This window comes from Streptomyces lavendulae subsp. lavendulae (genome assembly GCF_002803845.1).
Classification (GTDB): Bacteria; Actinomycetota; Actinomycetes; order Streptomycetales; family Streptomycetaceae; genus Streptomyces; species Streptomyces lavendulae.
In genome coordinates this window covers 7665741-7683226 of record NZ_CP024985.1, presented here as the reverse complement: position 1 = coordinate 7683226, position 17486 = coordinate 7665741, and the positions used below count along the sequence as shown (strand labels likewise).

The following is a 17486-nucleotide window of genomic DNA, read 5'->3' as shown; positions in this document are numbered from 1 at the left end:
CCCCCCGACCAGGTGTGCGGCCCGGTCGCTCCCCACTCCCCCTTCCCCCACCGGAGGCCCCCGTCCCGATTCCCGACCTGTCACGCCGTTCCGTGCCGCGCTCCCTCGCGGGGGCCGGCGCGCTCGCGCTCGGCCTGACGGCCTGTTCCGAACCGGGAACTCTCCGCCGCGGCGGCCCGACCACTCAAGGGGAAGGCCTCCAAGGGCACGAGGACAGGGAGTGGCGATGGCGGAACATCAGCGGTCCCCCGGCGACACGGACCCCGCACCCCGGCGGTGGGTGCCGCCACCGGCCCTCGCCGGGTTCCTGCTCCTGCTGGTGGTGGTGTTCTGCCTTTCGTACGGGGTCGGTTCCGCGGCGGGCCCGGTCGCACCCGGCATGCACTCCGGCGACGCCGCCCCCGCCCCGGCGGGCGGCGCGGGCGGCGGATCGGGGCGGCACGGTCACGACGGCACCGCCGACACCGGGCCGGGCGGCGGCCGATGACACCGGAGCCGACGGCCGTCCCCGCCACCACGACCGACCTCACCGTCGGCGGCATGACCTGCGCGGCCTGCGTCAACCGCGTCGAGAAACGGCTCGGGAGGATCGAGGGGGTCAGCGCCACCGTGAACCTGGCCACCGGCCGGGCGCGCGTGCTCCATCCGCCCGGAGTCACGGCGGCCGAGCTGGTGGCCGCCGTCGAGCGCGCCGGGTACACGGCCGGACTCCACGCGCCCGCGCGGCCCGCGCAACGGCCGGAAGGGGAGGCGCAGGACGTCGTACCGGAGGAGGACCGCGCCGGGCGCGAGCGGCTGCTGGTCACCGCGCTGCTCTGCGCGCCGGTCCTGGTCCTGTCGATGGTCCCGGCCCTGCAGTTCCGCAACTGGCAGTGGCTGTGCCTCGTGCTCGCCGCACCCGTGGCCGTCTGGAGCGCCTGGCCCTTCCACCTCCGCGCGCTCCGGGGCCTGCGGCACTCGGCGGCCACCATGGACACACTGGTCTCGCTCGGTGTCACCGCCTCCTTCCTGTGGTCCCTGTACGCGTTGTTCCTCGGCGGCGCGGGCCGGCCGGGCATGCGGATGCCCTTCACCCTCCTCCCAACGGCCGGGGGCGAGGTCGCCCACGTCTATCTGGAGGCGGTGGTCGGCGTACCGCTGTTCGTCCTGACCGGCCGGTTCCTCGAAGCGCGGGCGCGGCGCGCCACCGGTGCGGAGTTGCGCTCGCTGTCCGCGCTGACGGTCAAGGACGTGACCGTGCGCGAGAACGGCGAGGAACGGCGGATCCCCGTCGAACGGCTCGCCGTCGGGCAGGAGTTCGTCGTCCGGCCCGGGGAACGCGTCGCCACGGACGGCGTCGTGGTCTGCGGCAGCTCCGCCCTGGACCTGTCCCTGCTGACCGGCGAGAGCGATCCCGTCGAGGTCGGGCCGGACCGGCCGGTGACCGGCGCGGCGGTGAACGCGGGCGGGCTGCTCGTCGTACGGGCCACCGCGGTGGGCGCGGACACCCGGCTCGCGCGCATCACCCGCATGGTCACCGACGCCCAGGCCGGAAAGGCGGCGGCGCAGCGGCTGGCCGACCGGGTGGCGGGCGTCTTCGTCCCCGTCGTCCTGACGTCGGCGGTCACCGTGCTCGGCTTCTGGCTCGGCGCCGGTGCGGATCCGCAGCCGGCGGTGACCGCGGCCGTCGCCGTCCTCGTCGTCGCCTGCCCCTGCGCCCTCGGCCTCGCCACGCCCACCGCCCTGCTGGCCGCCACGGGCCGCGGCGCCCGCACGGGGATCCTGATCAGCGGACCGCGGGCCCTGGAGGCCCTGCGCCACGTCGACACGGTCGTGCTCGACAAGACCGGCACCCTGACGACCGGTCACATGACCGTCGCCCGGCTCACGACGGTCCCCGGCGGACCGGACCGGGAGACGGTGCTCCGGCTGGCCGGGGCGGTCGAGCAGGGATCCGAGCACCCGCTCGGGAAGGCCCTGGCCGCGTACGCCCGGCGGAACCTGCCCGACGGGGCGCTGCCGCCGGTGACCGGTTTCCGGGCCGTGCCCGGAGCGGGCGTCAGCGGGGTGGTCGAGGGCCGTGCCGTCGAGGTGTGCGCACCCGGCGAGGACCTCCCCGAGCCCCTGGCCCGGGCGCTGGCCGCCGCCGAGGACGCCGCGCTCACGCCCGTCCTGGTACGGATCGACGGTGTCGGGCGGGCCCTCGTCGGGCTGGGGGACGTCCCGCGTCCGGGGAGCTACCGGGCCGTCGAGCGCCTCCGGCGGCTGGGGGTCGAGCCGGTCCTCGCCACCGGCGACCGCGAGGCCCCGGCGGCGGCCGTCGCCTCGTCGCTCGGGATCGCCCGCTTCCACGCCCGCTGTTCCCCGGAGGACAAGGCCGCCCTCGTCGGGCGGTTGAGGGACGGGGGCCGGTGCGTGGCCGTCGTAGGGGACGGCGTCAACGACGCCGTGGCACTGGCCGGCGCGGACCTCGGGATCGCCATGGGCAGCGGCACCGACGTCGCCATCGGCGCGGCGGACGTGACCCTGGTCCGCGGTGACGTCGAGGCGGTGGCCGACGCGGTCCGCCTGGCCCGCCGTACCCTCGCGACCATCCGGGTCAACCTGGTCTGGGCGTTCGGCTACAACCTCGTCACCGTCCCGCTCGCCGCCGTCGGTCTGCTCAACCCGATGGTCGCCGCGGCGGCCATGTCGGCCAGCTCGCTGCTGGTCGTCGGGAACAGCCTGCGGCTGCGCGGCCGCGACCCCGCGGGCCGACCCGCCGGTGCGCGGGCCCGCACCGCCCGGACGGGAGGCGGACGATGACCGGACCCGTGCGGCGGGAAGGGACGCGGGACCGGCGGCCGGCGCGACGGCGTCTGCGCGAGAGCTACCTGGCCGCGGCCGTCCCGGTGATCGCGTGCCTGGCCGTTCTGTGCGGGCTGACGGCCTGGACCGCCACCGGGGCCGCCGGAACCCCGCCCCGCATCGCGGTCGACGACGGCCGCGTCCTGCTCCCGTCCGCCGGGGAGGAGGACACCTCGGCGTTCTTCCGGATCACGAACCTGGGCGGTGCGGAGGACGAGTTGGTGGCAGTCACCTCCCCGGCCGTGGAACGGGCCGTACCGGTCCGGGACCGCAGCGGCACGGGTACCGGGGCCGCCGCCCCGGACACCGCCGGTCCCGTGCGCGTCCCGGCCGGGGGCGCGGTCGACATGTCCCCCCTCGGGACGGGCCCGACGGTGCGGGTGAAGGTGAAGGCGGGCGAACGCTGGCAGGCGGGTCAGGTCGTCCCCTTCGTCCTGCACTTCCGTCACGGGAAACCGGTCGGGACGCTCGCGATCGCGATCCGGCCCGGCAGCTGAGGGGCCACCGGTCCGGGCGGCCCGCGGGGCCGGTGGATGCGCGGGTGACGATCCCCGGGAACCGGGGCCCGTCCCCGTCCGACTACTGGAACGTGGGCGGCGGACACCCGTCGCTCCGCGCGGCACGGATCGACGGAAGGGTGCGGGATGGGCGGGCTCGACGTGCACATGAGGGCGGTCGCCTGCCGGCACGGCCGGGTGGAGGCGGTCTCCGACGTGAATCTGGAGATCGCCGCCGGTGAGCGCGTGGCGCTGACGGGGACCAACGGTTCGGGCAAGACCACGCTGCTGCGCGCGGTCCTGGGCCTGCACCGTCAGGTCTCGGGATCGATCTCGGTCGGCGGCCGCAGCACCGGTTCCCCCGCCGAGTGGGCCTGGCGGCGCCGGGCCTGCGCCTGGATCCCCCAGAAGCCGGCCGCCGGACGGTTCCCCCTGCTCGGGGCCGAGTTGCTCGCCAGCAGTGCCGCGCCGGGCGACGCGGCCGAAGCCGCCGGCCGGCTGGGCGTCGCCGCGTTGGTCGAACGTCCCCTGCACACCCTGTCCGGGGGCCAGTTGCAGCGGATGTACCTGGCCCGTGCGATCGGCTGCGTCGCCGCCGGCGCGCAGGTGCTGCTGGCCGACGAGCCCACCGCCGCCCTCGACTTCGACGGGCAGGCGGAGGCCGCGGACGTCCTCACCTCGCTGCCGGTCACCCTGATCGTGGTGACGCACGACCGGTCCCTGGCGGACCGCTGCGACCGGGTGCTGGAGATGGCCGCGGGCCGCCTGCGGGAGGTCCGGTGACCCCGGTGACCCTCGCCACCGCCGACCTCGGTGCGCTCCTCCAGCTGCTTCCGGTCCAGCGGGCCGGGCTCGCGCTGCTGCTCGCGGCGATCGGTCTGCCCGTCATCGGGGTGGTCATCGTCGGGCTCGACATCATGCCGGTCCGCTTCGCGATGATGCACGTCGCACTGCTGGGCATCGCCATCGGGCTGCTCGCCGGCCTCGATCCGATGCTGTGCGCGCTCGTCGCCTGCGCCCTGGCCGGAGCGGGCGTCGCCCCGCTCGCCCGTACCCCGGACGGTCTGTCCGGAGCCATGGGCCTGCTGATGAGCCTCGCGATCGCCGCCGCGCTGCTGGTCCTCGCCGTGTCGGGGGTCAACGCGTCCGGGGCCTTCGCCCTGCTGTGGGGGTCGATCCTCTCCGTGGAGACGCCGGACCTCCTCGTGCTCGGCGTCCTGGCCGCGGTCGTACCCGGCCTGTTCTGGTGGCGGCGCCGCGACATCGGGCTGCTCCTGTACGACCGCGAGCTCGCCCAGTGCTCCGGGGTCCCCGTGCGCGCCCTGACCGCGGCCCTCCTGGTGCTCGTCGCGATCGCCGTCGCCGGAGCCATCAAGCTCACCGGCGCCCTGCTCGTCGACGCCCTGACCCTGCTGCCGGCGCTCGCCGCGCGCCGCCTGGGCGGCTCCCTGAGATCGATCACCCTCTGGGCGGTCGGCATCGGCGTGACCGTCAACGCGACCGGCTTCCTGCTGGCCCTGTGGCTGGACTGGCCGCCCGGTCCCGTACTCGTCCTGACGGCGGGGGCGCTCGTCCTCGCCGTGCACTTCATACCCGAACGGAGAATCAGCTCATGGCGCGCACCCGCGTCCGCATCCCTTCCGTCCTCGCACTGAGCGCGGCCCTCACCCTCGTCGCCGGCTGCGGTGACGGCACCGACCCCGGGGCCGTCGCCGACGCCCCCGCGAAGGGCGCTGCTTTGGCCGCCGGGAAGGACAGGCCCGTGGTGGTCGTGACCACCACCTGGGAGGGCGCGTTCGCCAAGGCCGCCGGGGCCGAGGACGTCAAGGTCATCGTGCCGCAGTCCGTCCACCACGCCCCCGACTACGACCCCAAGCCCTCCGACCTCGCCGCCGTCGCCAAGGCGGACTTCGTGCTCTACGCGCCCTTCGAGCCGTACGCCGCGAAGATCAAGGAGGCCGCCGGCTCCCGGGCGAAGCTGGTCGAGGTCAACCTCGACAACGACCCCGACAAGGTCAGGGCCGAGGTCGACAGGCTGGGCGCGCTCTTCGGCACGCGGGACGCGGCCACGAAGTGGAAGTCCGGGTTCGACAGCGAGTACGGCAGGCTCAACAAGGACCTCCAGGCCGCGTGGCCCGGGGGCAAGAGCCCCTCCGTCGTCACGCAGGTCTTCACGGGCTGGGCCGCGAAGCTCGCCGGCGCCACCGCGGTGGGCACCTACGGTCCGGAGGCCGTGACCCCGGGGCAGCTGGCCGGGCTCTCCGCGAAGAAGCCGTCCCTGGTGCTGGACAACGCCCACATGTCGACCGGGACCGTGCTGCCCGACTCGGGCGCCGAGCAGGTCGAGATCGTCAACTATCCGGGCGAGGACCTCGATCTGCTGCCCGTCTACCGCAACGCGGCGGCCGAACTGAAGAAGGCCATGGGCGGCTCCTGATCCGGGTTCCGGCCCGGCCGGGCCGGAACCCGCGCGGGCCCGGCAGCCATCGGCTGCCGGGCCCGTCGCTCATCCGGCCTGGGCGAGGGGCGGAACCTCGGGCAGGACGTGGCGGACCGGCGGCACATCCGCGGCCAGGCGTGCCCGCAGAGCGATCCGGTCCGGCTTGCCGGCCGCCGTCAGGGGCACCTCCTCCACCACGAGGAGCCGCTCGGGGTGCTTGCGCCGCTCCAGCCCCCGCGCGGCCAGGTGGACGCCGAGGGCGTCCAGCGTCGGGGCCTGCGGTCCCCGTACCACCACGCAGGCCGCCAGCCGCTCGCCCATCAGCGGATCGGGGACGCCCACGCACACCACGTCCCGGACCTGCGGGTGCGCGCGGAGTTCGCGCTCGACCTCGGCGGGGCTGATGTTGGCGCCGCCGCGGATCACGATGTCCTTCAGGCGTCCGACGACGTGCAGCACGTTGTCGGCGTCGAGGTAGCCGAGGTCGCCGGTACGGACCCAGCCGTCGGGGGTGCGGTAGCGGGCGTCCAGCTCGGGCGCGCCGACGTAGCACAGCGGTGTCATGGGGCCCCGGGAGATGATCTCGCCGATGTCGCCGTCGGGGAGCGCGGCGTGGGTCTCGGGGTCGGCGATGCGGATCTCGGCGACCCGGGGGTCGGGGTGGCCCGCCACCACGCCCGCGGCGTCGGCCGGGGGCACGGTGTCGGCCAGCCCGGTGTGGCAGTTGACGCCGTCGGCGGAGCCGTAGAGGTTGACCACCGGGCAGCCGAAGGCCTTCGCGGCGGCGGCCGCGGTGGCCTCGTCGAGCGGGGCCCCGCCCAGGACCAGGGCGGTGGGGGCCGGCAACGGCTCGCCCGTCACGTCGAGGCGTTCGAGCATCATCCGGACCATGGTGGGCACGCCGAGGACGTGGGTCGGCTCGTGCTCGCGCACGGCCCGGACGGCGGCCTCGGGCGAGAAGCGGTCGAGGAGGACCAGGGTGCCGCCGTGCCGGGCGAGGGTGACGGCGGTTCCGTTGGATCCGAAGGCGGAGGCCAGCGGTACGAGGAAGAGGCAGCGCGGCGGGGCCGCGTCGGGGATGAGCGAGGCGAGGAAGTTCCCGCGTCCGCCGGCCAGCGCGTTGTGCGAGTAGGCGATCATCTTGGGCTCGGCTTCGGAACCCGAGGAGACCAGGATCCGGGCGGCGCCGTCGGGATCCGGGCGGGCGGGGACGAATCCGCGGGGGTCGCGGCGCATCAGGTCCGGCCAGGGGACCGTTCCCCCGGGCGCGCTGCCGGGGCCCACGGCGACGACGTGGCGCAGGGCGGGCAGGGCGCGCGCGAGGGTGAGCAGGTCGGCGGCGTGGTGGAGGCCGCGGTGTTCGACGGCGGCGATGACGGCTACGGCCCCGGCCCGGCGGAGCAGGCACTCGGCCTCCAGGATCCCGCGGCCGACGGGGAAGGGCAGGGCGACGGCGCCGAGCGCGGCCAGGGCCAGGTCGGCGATGACGGCGTTGCGGTTGTCGGGCAGTTGCACTCCGACCACGTCGCCCTCGCGTATGCCGAGGTCTCTGAGGCCGGTGGCCAGACATCGCACCTTGCGGTCCAGGGCGGTGTAACAGAGTGCGCCCTTGGCGTCCAGGACGGCCGTGCGGTGCAGGTCCGCGATCTGGCGTGCCCGGAAGAGGCTGTAGAGGTCGAGGTCGGGGCAGGTTCCGTCGACCACCCAGGAGCGGCGGAGTTCGGCGGGCAGCAGGTCGCGCAGGACGGGCCGGTCGGCGGTCATACGAGGCTCCAGGGGGCGGGAACGGCGGGGGCACCGTGCGCGTCACGGCCGATCTGGCCGGCGAAGCGCGCGTCGTGGTGCAGGGCGGAGAGGTCGGTGGTGACGGCGGTGGCCGCGAGGCCGTGGGCGCTGAGCAGGGCCACGGCGTCGCTCGTGGAGAGGTCGCGCAGGTCGTAGGCGGCCGCGGCCCCGGCGCAGGCGTCGGCGGGGGCGAGCCAGCCGTCGGCGGTCGGCAGCGGGTGGCGGAATCCCGCCGGCCGTCTGGCGTCCTGCCCGCGCGCCGCGCGCCGCAGGGCGGGGCCGGTCAGCGTGTCGGCCGCGCCGAGCAGCGAGGAGTCCACCCGTACGCCGTGACCGGTGCGTTCCCTCAGCAGCAGTCCCGCGAGGACGGCTTCGGCGCCGTGCAGGCCCCCCAGTACGTCGAGCAGGGTCATCAGCGAAGGCGCGGGGGGCTCTCCTTCGGGACGGACCGCCTCGCCCACCGCCGTGCGGGCCTGCACCATGAAGTCGGTTCCCATGGGGGCGTCCTGGAGCCGGTCGGCCCAGCCGCTCGTGTAGGCGTGGACCAGGGCCGGGTTGACGCGGGCGAGGTCGTCGGCGTCGAGGCCGAGCTCGGCTGCCTTGCCCGGCGCCCAGTTGTGCAGGAAGACGTCGGCTTCCGCGGCCATCTCCCGGAGCCGGCGGCGGCCCGACTCCGCCTTGATGTCCACCTCGACGGCCTGCTTGCCGCGGTTGAGGGCGAGCCAGCGGGCCGAGATCCCGGAGCAGGCGGGCGGCATGCCGCGCAGCGGGTCCCCGCCCGGCGGCTCGATCCGGATGATCTCGGCGCCCAGCAGGCCGAGCAGGTGCGCGGCGAGGGGTGCCTGGATGCGGCGGCCCGCCTCCAGCACCGTCAGCCCGGCCAGCGGCCGGCCGGCGGAAGGGGTCACCGTCGTACGGGACACCGTCGTCCGGGGGCCCGAGGGGGCGGGGCCGCCGGGCAGGGGCCGCAGCGACCAGGGCGCGGCGCCGTCGGTCTCCAGGGCGCGTTCGGCCAGGGTGCGCAGTACGCACACCTCGGCGCCGGAGAGCGCGGCCGCCTGCCGGATCCGCGGGAGGGGGTGCGAGCGGGTCACGCTGTGCAGTGCCCGGGGGAAGGGGGCGCAGGCGGTGGCGTAGCGGAACTGGAACGGCCGCCACCCCGCCCGCATCGCATCGGCCGGGGCTCCCAGGGCACGCCAGAACGCCGCCCAGGCACCCGGGTCGAGGGTCTCCAGCTCGAAGAGCACGCCTTCGGCCGAGGTGAAGGGCGGTCCGCCCGGGGCGAGTTCGGCGGCTTCGCCCTCGTCGGCCCCGGCGGCGGCGAGGTACTGGGACACGGCGAGCAGCCCGGCCCGGTCGGCGCCCGCGGTGATGTGGGTGGGCCCGGTCCCGCGGGCCTGCCCGACCAGGCCCGCGAGCAGTCCCTGGACGGCGAGGATGCCTGTGGCCGTCGCCGCGTAGTCGGCGGCCAGGCCGCGGGGGCTGCCGTCGCGCCGTCCGTGGACCGCCATCATGCCGGTCGCGGCCTGCACGGTCGCCTCGTCGACGAGGCCACTGCCGGGCTCCGCCCAGGTGACGGTGGCGTGGCCGGGCTCGAAACCGCCTCCGCAGAGCGTGACGCGGCCCGGCGGAGCGTCGGCGGCGGGCCCGTCGGAGCGCGCTCCGAGCAGCCGCAGGTGTTCGGCGACGACATCGGTGATCTGCGGGGGCCCCGAAGCGTGGAAGCCCATGGTGTCGAGCGGCCGGACCGTCTGCGTGGTTGCGGGGGACGCCATGCCTCTCCTCTCCCGGCGCGGCGGTGGCCGTCGCCCAGGTCGAACGGAACGCGGGAACTGCGGAGGGTGCGCACCCGACCAGTTCCTCGGACAGGGAGTCGGACAGCAGTTCCCACGGGTTCCCGGGAACGAGGAGGAATGCAGTGGCGGACACGGGCACGGCGTACGACGGACCGGCGCAACCCGACGCGCGGGCGGACGGGTTGGGGGAGGCGGTCGACCGGTTCGTCCGTACGAGGGTGATCCCGTCGGAGACGGTGCTGGACGCGGGCGGGAAGGAGGCGGCGGCCGCCCTGGCGCGGTTGCGGACCGAGGCGCGCGCCGCCGGGCTGTGGGCCCTGCCGCTCCCGGCGGAGCTGGGCGGCGGCGGCCTGACGTTCCGCCGGTACGCGGCGCTCGCCGAGGCGGAGGGCGCCAGCGACCACGGTCCCGCCGCCCTGGGCTCCGCCCCGCTGCTCGACGTCACCATGCTGGAGCGCCACGGCACCGCCCGGGTCCGCGAGGAATACCTGGAACGGCTGGTCGCGGGCTCGATGCGCACCTGCTACGCCATGACCGAGCCGGACGTGCCGGGCACCGACCCGCTCCGCACCGCGACGCGTGCCGAGGCCCGGGCGGACGGCGGCTGGAGCGTCAGCGGCCGCAAGTGGTTCACCTCCGGCGCGGCCGGCGCCGATCTGGTCACCGTCCTGGCGCGCACGGGCGGCGCGGCGGGCGACCGGGAGGGCCTGTCCCTGCTGCTCGTACCGACCGCCTCACCCGGGTTCCGCGTGGTGCGCGAACTGCCCGTACTGGGGGCGGCGGGCCAGTACGAGATCGAGCTCGACCGGGTCCGGGTGCCCGCCGACCACCTCCTCGGCACGGGTGGCGACGCCCTGGCCATCGCGGGCGAACGGCTCGCGCTCGGCCGCACGCTGCGCTGCCTGCGCTGGCTCGGCCAGGCCCGGCGCGCCTTCGACCTGATGGCCGAACGCGCCGCCACGCGCAGCGGATCGCGCGGGCCGCTCGCCGAGCACCAGCTCGTCCAGCAGCACGTCTTCGACTCCCTGCTCGCGCTGCGCACCACCCGCCCCCTGGTCCACGAGGCGGTCGCGCTGATCGCGGCCGGACGGGACGCCCGTACCGAGGTGGGCCTGGCCAAGGTCGCCGCCGCCCGGATGCTGCAGCAGGTCACGGACTCCGCCATCCAGGTCCACGGCGCCGCCGGGCTCGGCCCGGACACGGCGTTGCCGTCCCTGTTCCGCGGCGGGCGCGCGGCCCGCATCCTCGACGGGCCGGACGAGCTGCACATCACCTCGGTGGCCCGCCGCGTGCTGCGCGGCTACGGCCGGGGTCACGGGGCGGCTACACCCGGGTGATGTCGACGAGGCCGTCGAGCGCGGCCAGTGCGAGGGCCAGGAAGAAGTCGCCCCAGATGAGTTCGTGGCGCACCGCCAGGCCCTTGGCGGCGTCGTAGCAGCCGTCCAGCAGCATGCCCTGCGGACGGCCCGGCCCCGGCCCGCTGAGGTGGGCCCCGGCCAGCCGGTCCAGGATCGCCGCGGCCCGAGCCGCACACGTCCCGGCCCGGGGTGTCCCCGCGCGCGACAGCTTGAGCAGCGCGACGGCGTTGACGGCGGCGGCCGAGGTGTCGACGGGCCCCCGCGGCCGGGACGCCTGGTCGGGCGGGACGATCCGCCCGGTCAGCGCCCGCGTCCGGACCAGCAGCTGCTCGGCGGCGGAGGCGAGCCGCTCCGGCCGGTGGGCGGCGACCTCCGGGTGGAGCAGGGCGTCGGCCACGGCCAGGAGCAGCCATGCCTCGCCGCGGCTCCAGCCCGGAGCCGGGTCCGCGCGGGGGTGCCACCCCGTCGCCGGGTCGAACTCCCAGGCGGGCCGGGGTCTGCGGCCGCTTCCCGCGCCCTGGGTGCCGAGGGCGAGGTCGAGGTGGCGGTGGAGGTGGGCCGCGGCCACGGCGGCCCCTTCGGGTCCGGCCGCGGCCAGGAGGGGCACCAGCCCCGGTACGGCGTCGGCGCGGGCCAGGAGGCGGGGGCCGCCGAGCGCCGCGCCCCAGGGCACGATGCCCGCCCCGGGGTCGTAGGAGTCCAGACAGGCCCGGGCCGCCTCCGCCCGGAGCTCTGCGGCTCCGGACCCGTCGAGGGCCGGTGCCGTCGCGTACCAGAAGATCAGTCCCCGGGTGGCGGTGTCGGCCTCCGCCCACGGCGCGAGCCGGGCCGTGCAGTCCGCGGCGGCCCGCCGGTGTGCCGCCTCCCCGGTGTACCGGGCCCGCAGCCACAGCAGTCCGGCCCAGAAGCCGCCGGTCCACGAGCCCCGGCCGGTCGTCGTCCACCGCCCGTCGGCCGGGTCGGCGTACAGGGGGAAGCGGGTGCCGACCTCGGCCTCGGTCAGCGTCACCCGGCCGATGACGGCGGCGAGTGCCCGCCCGGCCCGGTCGTCGGAGGTCATGCCGTCCTCCCCGCCCCGGCGCGCCGGTCCCGTACGGCCCAGAGGAACGCGACCGCTCCCGCCGCCGCGAACTCCACCGCGACCAGCAGCCAGCCCCACCCGTACCGCCCGCTCTGCGCGAGGAGGCCGAACAGCGGCGGGCCCACCGCGAACCCGGCGAAGAACCCGGCCGCGACGAGCGCCGAGTCCTGTCCCGCCCGGCCGGGAGCGGCGCGCTGCATGACCAGCACCATCGAGACGGCGTTGCCGGACACGGCGAACACCCCGACGGCTACGGCTCCGGCCCACACCAGCGGAGGTACGGGCGACCCGCCGGCCAGGAGCGCCGCCGCGCCCACGGCACCGCAGGCCAGCAGGCCCGGCAGCCACTCGGCCCGGCCCGGGCGGGCGGCCTTGGACCACCCGATCCGGCCGAGGACGCCCGCGATGCCGAGGGCGGCGACCAGGGCGCCGGCCGGGGTGGGTCCCATCCCCAGGGCGCGCACCCCGTACAGGGCGAGGTAGGTGTTGACGGAGGCGATCCCGGCTCCCAGGAACAGCGAGAATCCCGCCAGCCAGGCCACCATCCCCCGCGGTACGTACGACGTGCCGACGGGCGGGGCCGACCGGACGGGCGGGTCGGCCGGCAGCGCGCGCAGCGCCCACGCCCCGGCGAGCAGCGCGGCCCCGGAGGCCGTCCACACCGCGCCCCGCCAGCCGAGACCGCCCGCGAGGGCGGCGAGCGGCAGTCCGGCGGCGAACGCGCCCAGCTGCACACCGGACTGCTTGAGGCCGGTCACCGCACCCCGCCGGGCCGGCGGGACCGCGGCCAGGATCGCCTTGTTCGTCGCGGGGTTGGCCAGGGCCTGCGGTATTCCGCCCAGCGCGACCGCACCCAGCAGGAGACCGGCGCCGGGGGCGGCGCCGATCAGGGCGAGGGCCACCGCGGAGACCACGAGCAGGAGCACCAGCGAGCGCCGGGGCCCGACGCGGTCCACCATCCGGCCGCCGGCCGGGGACAAGGCGGCGGCCGTCCCGAATCCGACCGTGGTCGTCAGCCCCAACACCGTCGGGGACAGGCCGAGTTCCTCCACCAGGCGTGGTCCCAGGGCGCCGAGCAGGAACAGTTGCAGCATCGAGAAGGCCATGGCGCAGGTGAGCAGCGCGGTCAGGCGTCGGGCCCGCCCGTCCCCCGCGCCCGGCGCCTCGGCGATGGCTGCCGTCGTCCCCTCTGCCGCCACAGAAATCCCCGTCCCCGGTGTTGTCCGACACGACTGGCCGGGAAGGCAGTCGGACGGACCGGCACCACGGTTCCCGCTCCTTTCTGTGCCCTGCACCACACCGTGGGACGGGAGTTGGAGGGGTGCCACAGGCGTGGTCGAGAACTTGTCAGGAAGTGCGCACCCCCCTGCGCGGTCCGGAAGGCCGGTGCGAGGATGAAGCCGCCATGACGCCGGGTCACTGTTTTCGAGCGGGACGGGCTGCGATGTTCGCAGCCGTCTGCGTGCTGCTCGCTACCGTCGGCCACGTGCTCATGTCCGGTATGGCCGTGCCCTGGTGGGCGATGGCCGCCGCGTTCGCGGGCACGGCGGCCGTGGCCTGGTCCCTCGCGGGCCGTGAGCGGGGGCCGTTGACCGTCGTCGCGGCGACGGTGGCCGTCCAGGCCGCGCTCCACTCGGGCTTCTCCCTGGCCCAGTCGGTCCTGCACCCTTCCCTGCCGTCCGGCACCTCGTTCGCCCGCCAGTGGGCCGCGTACCTGACGTGCGGGGAAGGCACGGCACCGGCCCTGTCCGCCCGGGACGCCCTGAAGGTCGTCAGCGACGCGGGGCTCGGCGGTCTCGTGTCCCAGCCGCCACCGGGCACCGCCCTTGACGGCGCCGCCGCCCACCTCCACCACGGCATGCACGACATGCCGGGCATGGCCGGCATGGCCGGCGCCGCGTCCGATGCCACCGGCGCCCTCGTGCCCTCGGGTGGTCACGACATGGCCGGCATGTCACCGGCCGGAATGCTCGCCGCCCACCTGCTGGCCGCGCTGCTCTGCGGCCTGTGGCTGGCCTACGGGGAGCAGGGCGCCTTCCGCGTCCTGCGCGCCGTCGCGGGCTGGCTCTGGACACCGCTGCGCCTGCTCGTCGGCTTCGCACCGGTCGCGGTCCGGCCGCGCGCCCGCGTACGCCGGGTGCGGCACCGCCGCGCGCTCCGGCAGCTGTTCCTCGTCCACGCCATCACCTCACGGGGTCCGCCGACGGGACCCGCTGTCCTGTGACAGCCGGTTCCCCGAGCGTGCGCTGACGGCCCTTCACCGGCCCGTCGCCCCTCGGGCATCGGCCGTGCCCTCCGGCCGGCCGTACCCCTTCACCGGCGCCGCGCGCGGCGCCGGACACCTTGCCCTTAAGGACCTGTGGCGATGACTCCTGCCCTGCAAACCCAGCCCCGCCCCGCCCGCGAGAGGGCGGCCCGGCACACCCCGGACTCCGATGCGGCGGTGACCCGGCTGGCCCTCGCCGCGCGCGACGGCGACCCCGCGAAGGCCGACCGGTTCGTCCGGGCCCTGCACCGCGACGTATGGCGGTACGTGGCGTACCTGAGCGCGGACCCCCAGGCGGCCGAAGACCTCACCCAGGACGTGTTCCTGCGGGCCCTGGCCGCGCTCCCCCGGTTCGAGGGCCGCTCCTCCGCCCGTACCTGGCTCCTGTCCATCGCCCGCCGCACGGTCGTCGACAGCGTGCGCCACGCCGCCGCCCGCCCCCGGCTGTCGGACCGCGACGACTGGCAGACGGCCGCCGAACAGAGCCAGCCGCACGGCCTTCCCGGTTTCGAGGTCGGCGTCGCTCTGGCGGAGCTGCTGGCCGCGATCCCGGCCGAACGCCGCGAGGCCTTCGTCCTCACCCAGCTGCTCGGCCTGCCGTACGCGGAGGCCGCCGTCGCCGTCGGGTGCCCCATCGGTACGGTCCGTTCCCGCGTGGCCCGTGCGCGCACCATGCTCATCGCCCTGCTGACGGATGCCGAACCGCCCGCGGCCGGCGCCGCCCTCCCCGCGTACGAGGACCGGGGCAGCGGGGCGTCCGGCTCGCCCGTGGCCCTGGCCTCGCTCGTCTGACCGCCGGGTCCGGCCGGACGACGTGAGGGGGTGCGGCGGACACCACTCCGCCGCACCCCCTCCACCACCCGCTGCCGGGCCCCTCAGCCCGGCGGCAGTACCGGGTCCCTCATCGGTCCCGGTCGTACGTGTGGAACCCCCGGCCGGTCTTCCGGCCCAGCAGTCCCGCCTGCACCATCCGCATCAGCAGCGGCGGCGGGGCGTAGAGGGGTTCCTTGAACTCGTCGTAGAGCGACCCGGCGATGGCGGCGACCGTGTCGAGACCGATGAGGTCGGCCAGCCGCAGCGGGCCCATGGGGTGGGCGCAGCCGAGTTCCATCCCGGCGTCGATGTCGGTCGCGGTGGCGAAGCCGGACTCGGCCATCCGGACGGCGGAGAGCAGGTACGGGACGAGGAGGGCGTTGACGACGAAGCCGGCCCGGTCCTGCGAGCGGATCACCGTCTTGCCCAGGACGTCCCGGGCGAAGCCCTCCACGGTCTCCACCGTCTGCCGGGAGGTGTGCAGCGAGGGGACGACCTCCACCAGCGGCAGGACGGGCACCGGGTTGAAGAAGTGCAGTCCCACGAACCGGTCGGCGCGTCCGGTGGCCATCCCCAGGACCATGACGGGCAGGGAGGAGGTGTTGGTGGCGAGGATCGCCCCGGGATCGACGAGGACCTTGTCGAGTGCCGCGAGGGTCTCGGTCTTGACGTCGGCGTTCTCGGTGACGGCCTCGATGACGAGCTGCCGGTCGGCCAGGTCGTCGAGGCCGCCGGTGAAGACGAGCCGGGTGAGGGCGTCCTCGGCGGAGATCCGGTCGAGCTTGCCCCGCTGGACGGCGCGTTCGAGGGAGACGGCGACCCGTTCCCGGGCCGCCCGGGCGGCGGTCGCGTCGGCTTCGCAGACGACCGTGTCCAGACCGGCGCGGGCGCAGACCTCGGCGATCCCGGCGCCCATCAGGCCGCCGCCGACGATCCCGACCCTGCGGAGGGCGGCGCTCACGACCGTACCTCCGGGATGCGCACGAGGTGACGGGTGTAGGCGTCGGGGGTGAAGAAGAGCGGGAGTTCGGTGGCGAGCGCGGTGCGCTCGAACAGCTCCCGCACCTCGTCGAGGGCGGCCCAGGGATGTGCGGCGCCGAGCGCGGCGAGCTCCTCGTCCAGCACCCGTAGCGCCGTGTCCCGGTCCAGGACCCCGTGGCGCAGCCACTGCCAGATCTGGACCCGGGCGATCTCGGCGGTGGCGGCGTCCTCCATCAGCCCGTAGAGGGCCACGGCGCCCTGGCCGCGCAGCCATGCGTCGAAGTACCGCAGTGCGACCGCGATGTTGGTGCGTACGCCCTGTTCGGTGGGCGGGCCGCTGATCCGCCGTACGCAGAGCAGGTCCGCTGCTTCCACCCGTACGTCCTCGCGGGTGCGGTCGAGCTGGTGCGGGCGCTCGCCCAGGACCCCGTCGAAGACCTCGCGGCAGACGGGGACGAGGGCGGGATGCGCGACCCAGGAGCCGTCGAAGCCGTCCTCGGCCTCGCGCTCCTTGTCGAGGCGGACCTTCGCGAGGGCTGATGCCTCGGCCTCGGGGTCCTTGCCGGGAACGTGGGCGGCCGTGCCGCCGATGGCGTGGGCGCCGCGCCGGTGGCAGGTGCGCACGAGCAGGTCGGTGTAGGCGCGCATGAAGGGTGCGGTCATGGTGACCCGGGCCCGGTCGGGCAGTTGGAAGTCGGTGCGGTGCCCGAAGGTCTTGATCAGGCTGAACAGGTAGTCCCAGCGGCCCGCGTTCAGACCGGCGCTGTGGTCACGCAGCTCGTAGAGGATCTCCTCCATCTCGAACGCGGCCGTGACCGTTTCGATGAGGACGGTGGCCCGGACGGTGCCGCGGGGGATGCCGAGCAGGTCCTGGGAGAGGACGAAGACGTCGTTCCAGAGCCGTGCCTCGTAGCGGTTCTCCAGCTTGGGGAGGTAGAAGTACGGGCCGGACCCGGCGTCGATGCGGCGCCGGGCGCAGTGGAAGAAGTACAGGCCGAAGTCGACCAGCGGTGCGGGCACGGGCCGGCCGTCGAACTCCAGGTGCTCTTCCGGCAGGTGCCAGCCACGGGGCCGCACCATGAGGGTGGGCAGCTTCTCGCCGAGACGGTACTCCCTGCCCCCGGAGGTGGTGAAGTCGATCCGGCGGCGGCACGCGTCGAGCAGGCTCAGCTGGCCGCCGATGACGTTGTTCCAGGTGGGGGCGGTGGCGTCCTCGAAGTCCGCCATCCAGACCTGCGCGCCGGAGTTGAGGGCGTTGACGGCCATGCGCCGCTCGGGCGGGCCGGTGATCTCCACTCGGCGGTCCTCAAGCCCGGGGGCGGGCGGGGCGACCCGCCAGGTCCGGTCGGCGCGGACGGCCGAGGTGGCCACGGGGAAGTCGAGCGGGGATCCGGACGCCAGCCGGACGGCCTGGCGGCGGCGCTCCTTGAGCAGCTCGTGGCGGCGGTCGCCGAAGGCCTCGGCCAGGTGGGCGAGGAAGTCCAGGGCCTCGGGGGTGAGGATCTCGTCGTGGCGGTCGCCCGGGGCCGCGAGGACGCGCACGGCGCGGGCAGGGGCACTGGTGGTCATCGGGGCACTCCTGGGCTGGAAGAGGAGGACGGGGGCGGGGAGGAACCGCCCGGCCCCCGTGCGGACGAGCGGCG

Annotated in this window: 15 protein-coding genes; 9 read left to right on the top strand and 6 right to left on the bottom strand. The window is 75.8% G+C overall.

Annotation, left to right across the window (positions count from 1 at the left end):
* Positions 1-226 precede the first annotated feature (226 nt).
* The 6 genes from SLAV_RS34425 (at position 227) to SLAV_RS34400 (ending at position 5760) form a co-directional block, all read left to right on the top strand.
* The gene (locus SLAV_RS34425; RefSeq protein WP_030235315.1) at positions 227-487 is read left to right on the top strand and encodes a hypothetical protein; all 261 of its coding nucleotides are present in this window, start codon (positions 227-229) and stop codon (positions 485-487) included.
* A complete protein-coding gene (locus SLAV_RS34420; RefSeq protein WP_030235318.1) occupies positions 484-2784 on the top strand; it encodes a heavy metal translocating P-type ATPase in 2301 nt (766 codons plus the stop codon). The genes SLAV_RS34425 and SLAV_RS34420 overlap by 4 nt, the downstream gene beginning before the upstream one ends.
* A complete protein-coding gene (locus SLAV_RS34415) occupies positions 2781-3323 on the top strand; it encodes a copper chaperone PCu(A)C domain-containing protein (protein WP_030235321.1) in 543 nt (180 codons plus the stop codon). Before SLAV_RS34420 ends, SLAV_RS34415 begins: the two co-directional genes overlap by 4 nt.
* A gap of 147 nt (positions 3324-3470) precedes the next feature.
* On the top strand, positions 3471-4106 hold the full coding sequence (locus SLAV_RS34410; protein ID WP_030235324.1) for a metal ABC transporter ATP-binding protein: 636 nt from the start codon (positions 3471-3473) through the stop codon (positions 4104-4106).
* Positions 4103-4978, top strand: a complete 876-nt coding sequence (locus SLAV_RS34405; RefSeq protein ID WP_234333763.1) for a metal ABC transporter permease — start codon at positions 4103-4105, stop codon at positions 4976-4978. The genes SLAV_RS34410 and SLAV_RS34405 overlap by 4 nt, the downstream gene beginning before the upstream one ends.
* Complete coding sequence (locus SLAV_RS34400; RefSeq protein ID WP_030235329.1) at positions 4936-5760, top strand: metal ABC transporter solute-binding protein, Zn/Mn family; 825 nt, start codon at positions 4936-4938, stop codon at positions 5758-5760. The genes SLAV_RS34405 and SLAV_RS34400 overlap by 43 nt, the downstream gene beginning before the upstream one ends.
* 69 nt (positions 5761-5829) lie before the next feature.
* Here SLAV_RS34400 and SLAV_RS34395 read toward each other — a convergent pair whose 3' ends face one another.
* Both SLAV_RS34395 and SLAV_RS34390 read right to left on the bottom strand, forming a co-directional pair.
* Positions 5830-7527, bottom strand: coding sequence for a class I adenylate-forming enzyme family protein (locus tag SLAV_RS34395; RefSeq protein ID WP_051841212.1), 1698 nt, complete (start codon positions 7525-7527; stop codon positions 5830-5832).
* On the bottom strand, positions 7524-9323 hold the full coding sequence (locus SLAV_RS34390; RefSeq protein ID WP_030235334.1) for a CoA transferase: 1800 nt from the start codon (positions 9321-9323) through the stop codon (positions 7524-7526). The genes SLAV_RS34395 and SLAV_RS34390 overlap by 4 nt, the downstream gene beginning before the upstream one ends.
* Before the next feature lie 143 nt (positions 9324-9466).
* Here SLAV_RS34390 and SLAV_RS34385 point away from each other — a divergent pair, with 143 nt between their 5' ends.
* Positions 9467-10681: an acyl-CoA dehydrogenase family protein gene (locus SLAV_RS34385; RefSeq protein WP_051841213.1), complete on the top strand. Its 1215-nt coding sequence runs from the start codon at positions 9467-9469 to the stop codon at positions 10679-10681.
* Here SLAV_RS34385 and SLAV_RS34380 read toward each other — a convergent pair.
* Both SLAV_RS34380 and SLAV_RS34375 read right to left on the bottom strand, forming a co-directional pair.
* The gene (locus SLAV_RS34380) at positions 10668-11762 is read right to left on the bottom strand and encodes a hypothetical protein (RefSeq protein ID WP_030235338.1); all 1095 of its coding nucleotides are present in this window, start codon (positions 11760-11762) and stop codon (positions 10668-10670) included. The two genes, SLAV_RS34385 and SLAV_RS34380, sit on opposite strands and share 14 nt — an antisense overlap.
* Positions 11759-12889 carry an MFS transporter gene (locus SLAV_RS34375; RefSeq protein ID WP_037687924.1) on the bottom strand — a complete coding sequence of 377 codons (1131 nt, stop codon included), beginning with the start codon at positions 12887-12889 and terminating at the stop codon, positions 11759-11761. The genes SLAV_RS34380 and SLAV_RS34375 overlap by 4 nt, the downstream gene beginning before the upstream one ends.
* Before the next feature lie 338 nt (positions 12890-13227).
* Here SLAV_RS34375 and SLAV_RS34370 point away from each other — a divergent pair, with 338 nt between their 5' ends.
* Both SLAV_RS34370 and SLAV_RS34365 read left to right on the top strand, forming a co-directional pair.
* The gene (locus SLAV_RS34370; RefSeq protein WP_037687914.1) at positions 13228-14007 is read left to right on the top strand and encodes a hypothetical protein; all 780 of its coding nucleotides are present in this window, start codon (positions 13228-13230) and stop codon (positions 14005-14007) included.
* Positions 14008-14148: 141 nt separating this feature from the next.
* The gene (locus SLAV_RS34365; protein WP_051841214.1) at positions 14149-14841 is read left to right on the top strand and encodes a sigma-70 family RNA polymerase sigma factor; all 693 of its coding nucleotides are present in this window, start codon (positions 14149-14151) and stop codon (positions 14839-14841) included.
* A 109-nt stretch (positions 14842-14950) separates the two neighbouring features.
* Here the strand turns inward: SLAV_RS34365 and SLAV_RS34360 are convergent, their stop codons facing one another.
* Positions 14951-15823, bottom strand: coding sequence for a 3-hydroxybutyryl-CoA dehydrogenase (locus SLAV_RS34360; RefSeq protein ID WP_030235348.1), 873 nt, complete (start codon positions 15821-15823; stop codon positions 14951-14953).
* Complete coding sequence (gene aceB, locus SLAV_RS34355) at positions 15820-17412, bottom strand: malate synthase A (protein WP_030235350.1); 1593 nt, start codon at positions 17410-17412, stop codon at positions 15820-15822. Before aceB ends, SLAV_RS34360 begins: the two co-directional genes overlap by 4 nt.
* Positions 17413-17486: the final 74 nt, after the last annotated feature.

Coding starts and splice junctions, on each gene's coding strand:
- SLAV_RS34365 (WP_051841214.1), top strand. CDS start 14,149: ATGACTCCTGCCCTGCAAACCCAGCCCCGCCCCGCCCGCGAGAGGGCG.
- SLAV_RS34375 (WP_037687924.1), bottom strand. CDS start 12,889: ATGGCCTTCTCGATGCTGCAACTGTTCCTGCTCGGCGCCCTGGGACCA.
- SLAV_RS34390 (WP_030235334.1), bottom strand. CDS start 9,323: ATGGCGTCCCCCGCAACCACGCAGACGGTCCGGCCGCTCGACACCATG.
- SLAV_RS34415 (WP_030235321.1), top strand. CDS start 2,781: ATGACCGGACCCGTGCGGCGGGAAGGGACGCGGGACCGGCGGCCGGCG.
- SLAV_RS34395 (WP_051841212.1), bottom strand. CDS start 7,527: ATGACCGCCGACCGGCCCGTCCTGCGCGACCTGCTGCCCGCCGAACTC.
- SLAV_RS34370 (WP_037687914.1), top strand. CDS start 13,228: ATGTTCGCAGCCGTCTGCGTGCTGCTCGCTACCGTCGGCCACGTGCTC.
- SLAV_RS34425 (WP_030235315.1), top strand. CDS start 227: ATGGCGGAACATCAGCGGTCCCCCGGCGACACGGACCCCGCACCCCGG.
- SLAV_RS34380 (WP_030235338.1), bottom strand. CDS start 11,762: ATGACCTCCGACGACCGGGCCGGGCGGGCACTCGCCGCCGTCATCGGC.
- SLAV_RS34420 (WP_030235318.1), top strand. CDS start 484: ATGACACCGGAGCCGACGGCCGTCCCCGCCACCACGACCGACCTCACC.
- SLAV_RS34400 (WP_030235329.1), top strand. CDS start 4,936: ATGGCGCGCACCCGCGTCCGCATCCCTTCCGTCCTCGCACTGAGCGCG.
- aceB (WP_030235350.1), bottom strand. CDS start 17,412: ATGACCACCAGTGCCCCTGCCCGCGCCGTGCGCGTCCTCGCGGCCCCG.
- SLAV_RS34410 (WP_030235324.1), top strand. CDS start 3,471: ATGGGCGGGCTCGACGTGCACATGAGGGCGGTCGCCTGCCGGCACGGC.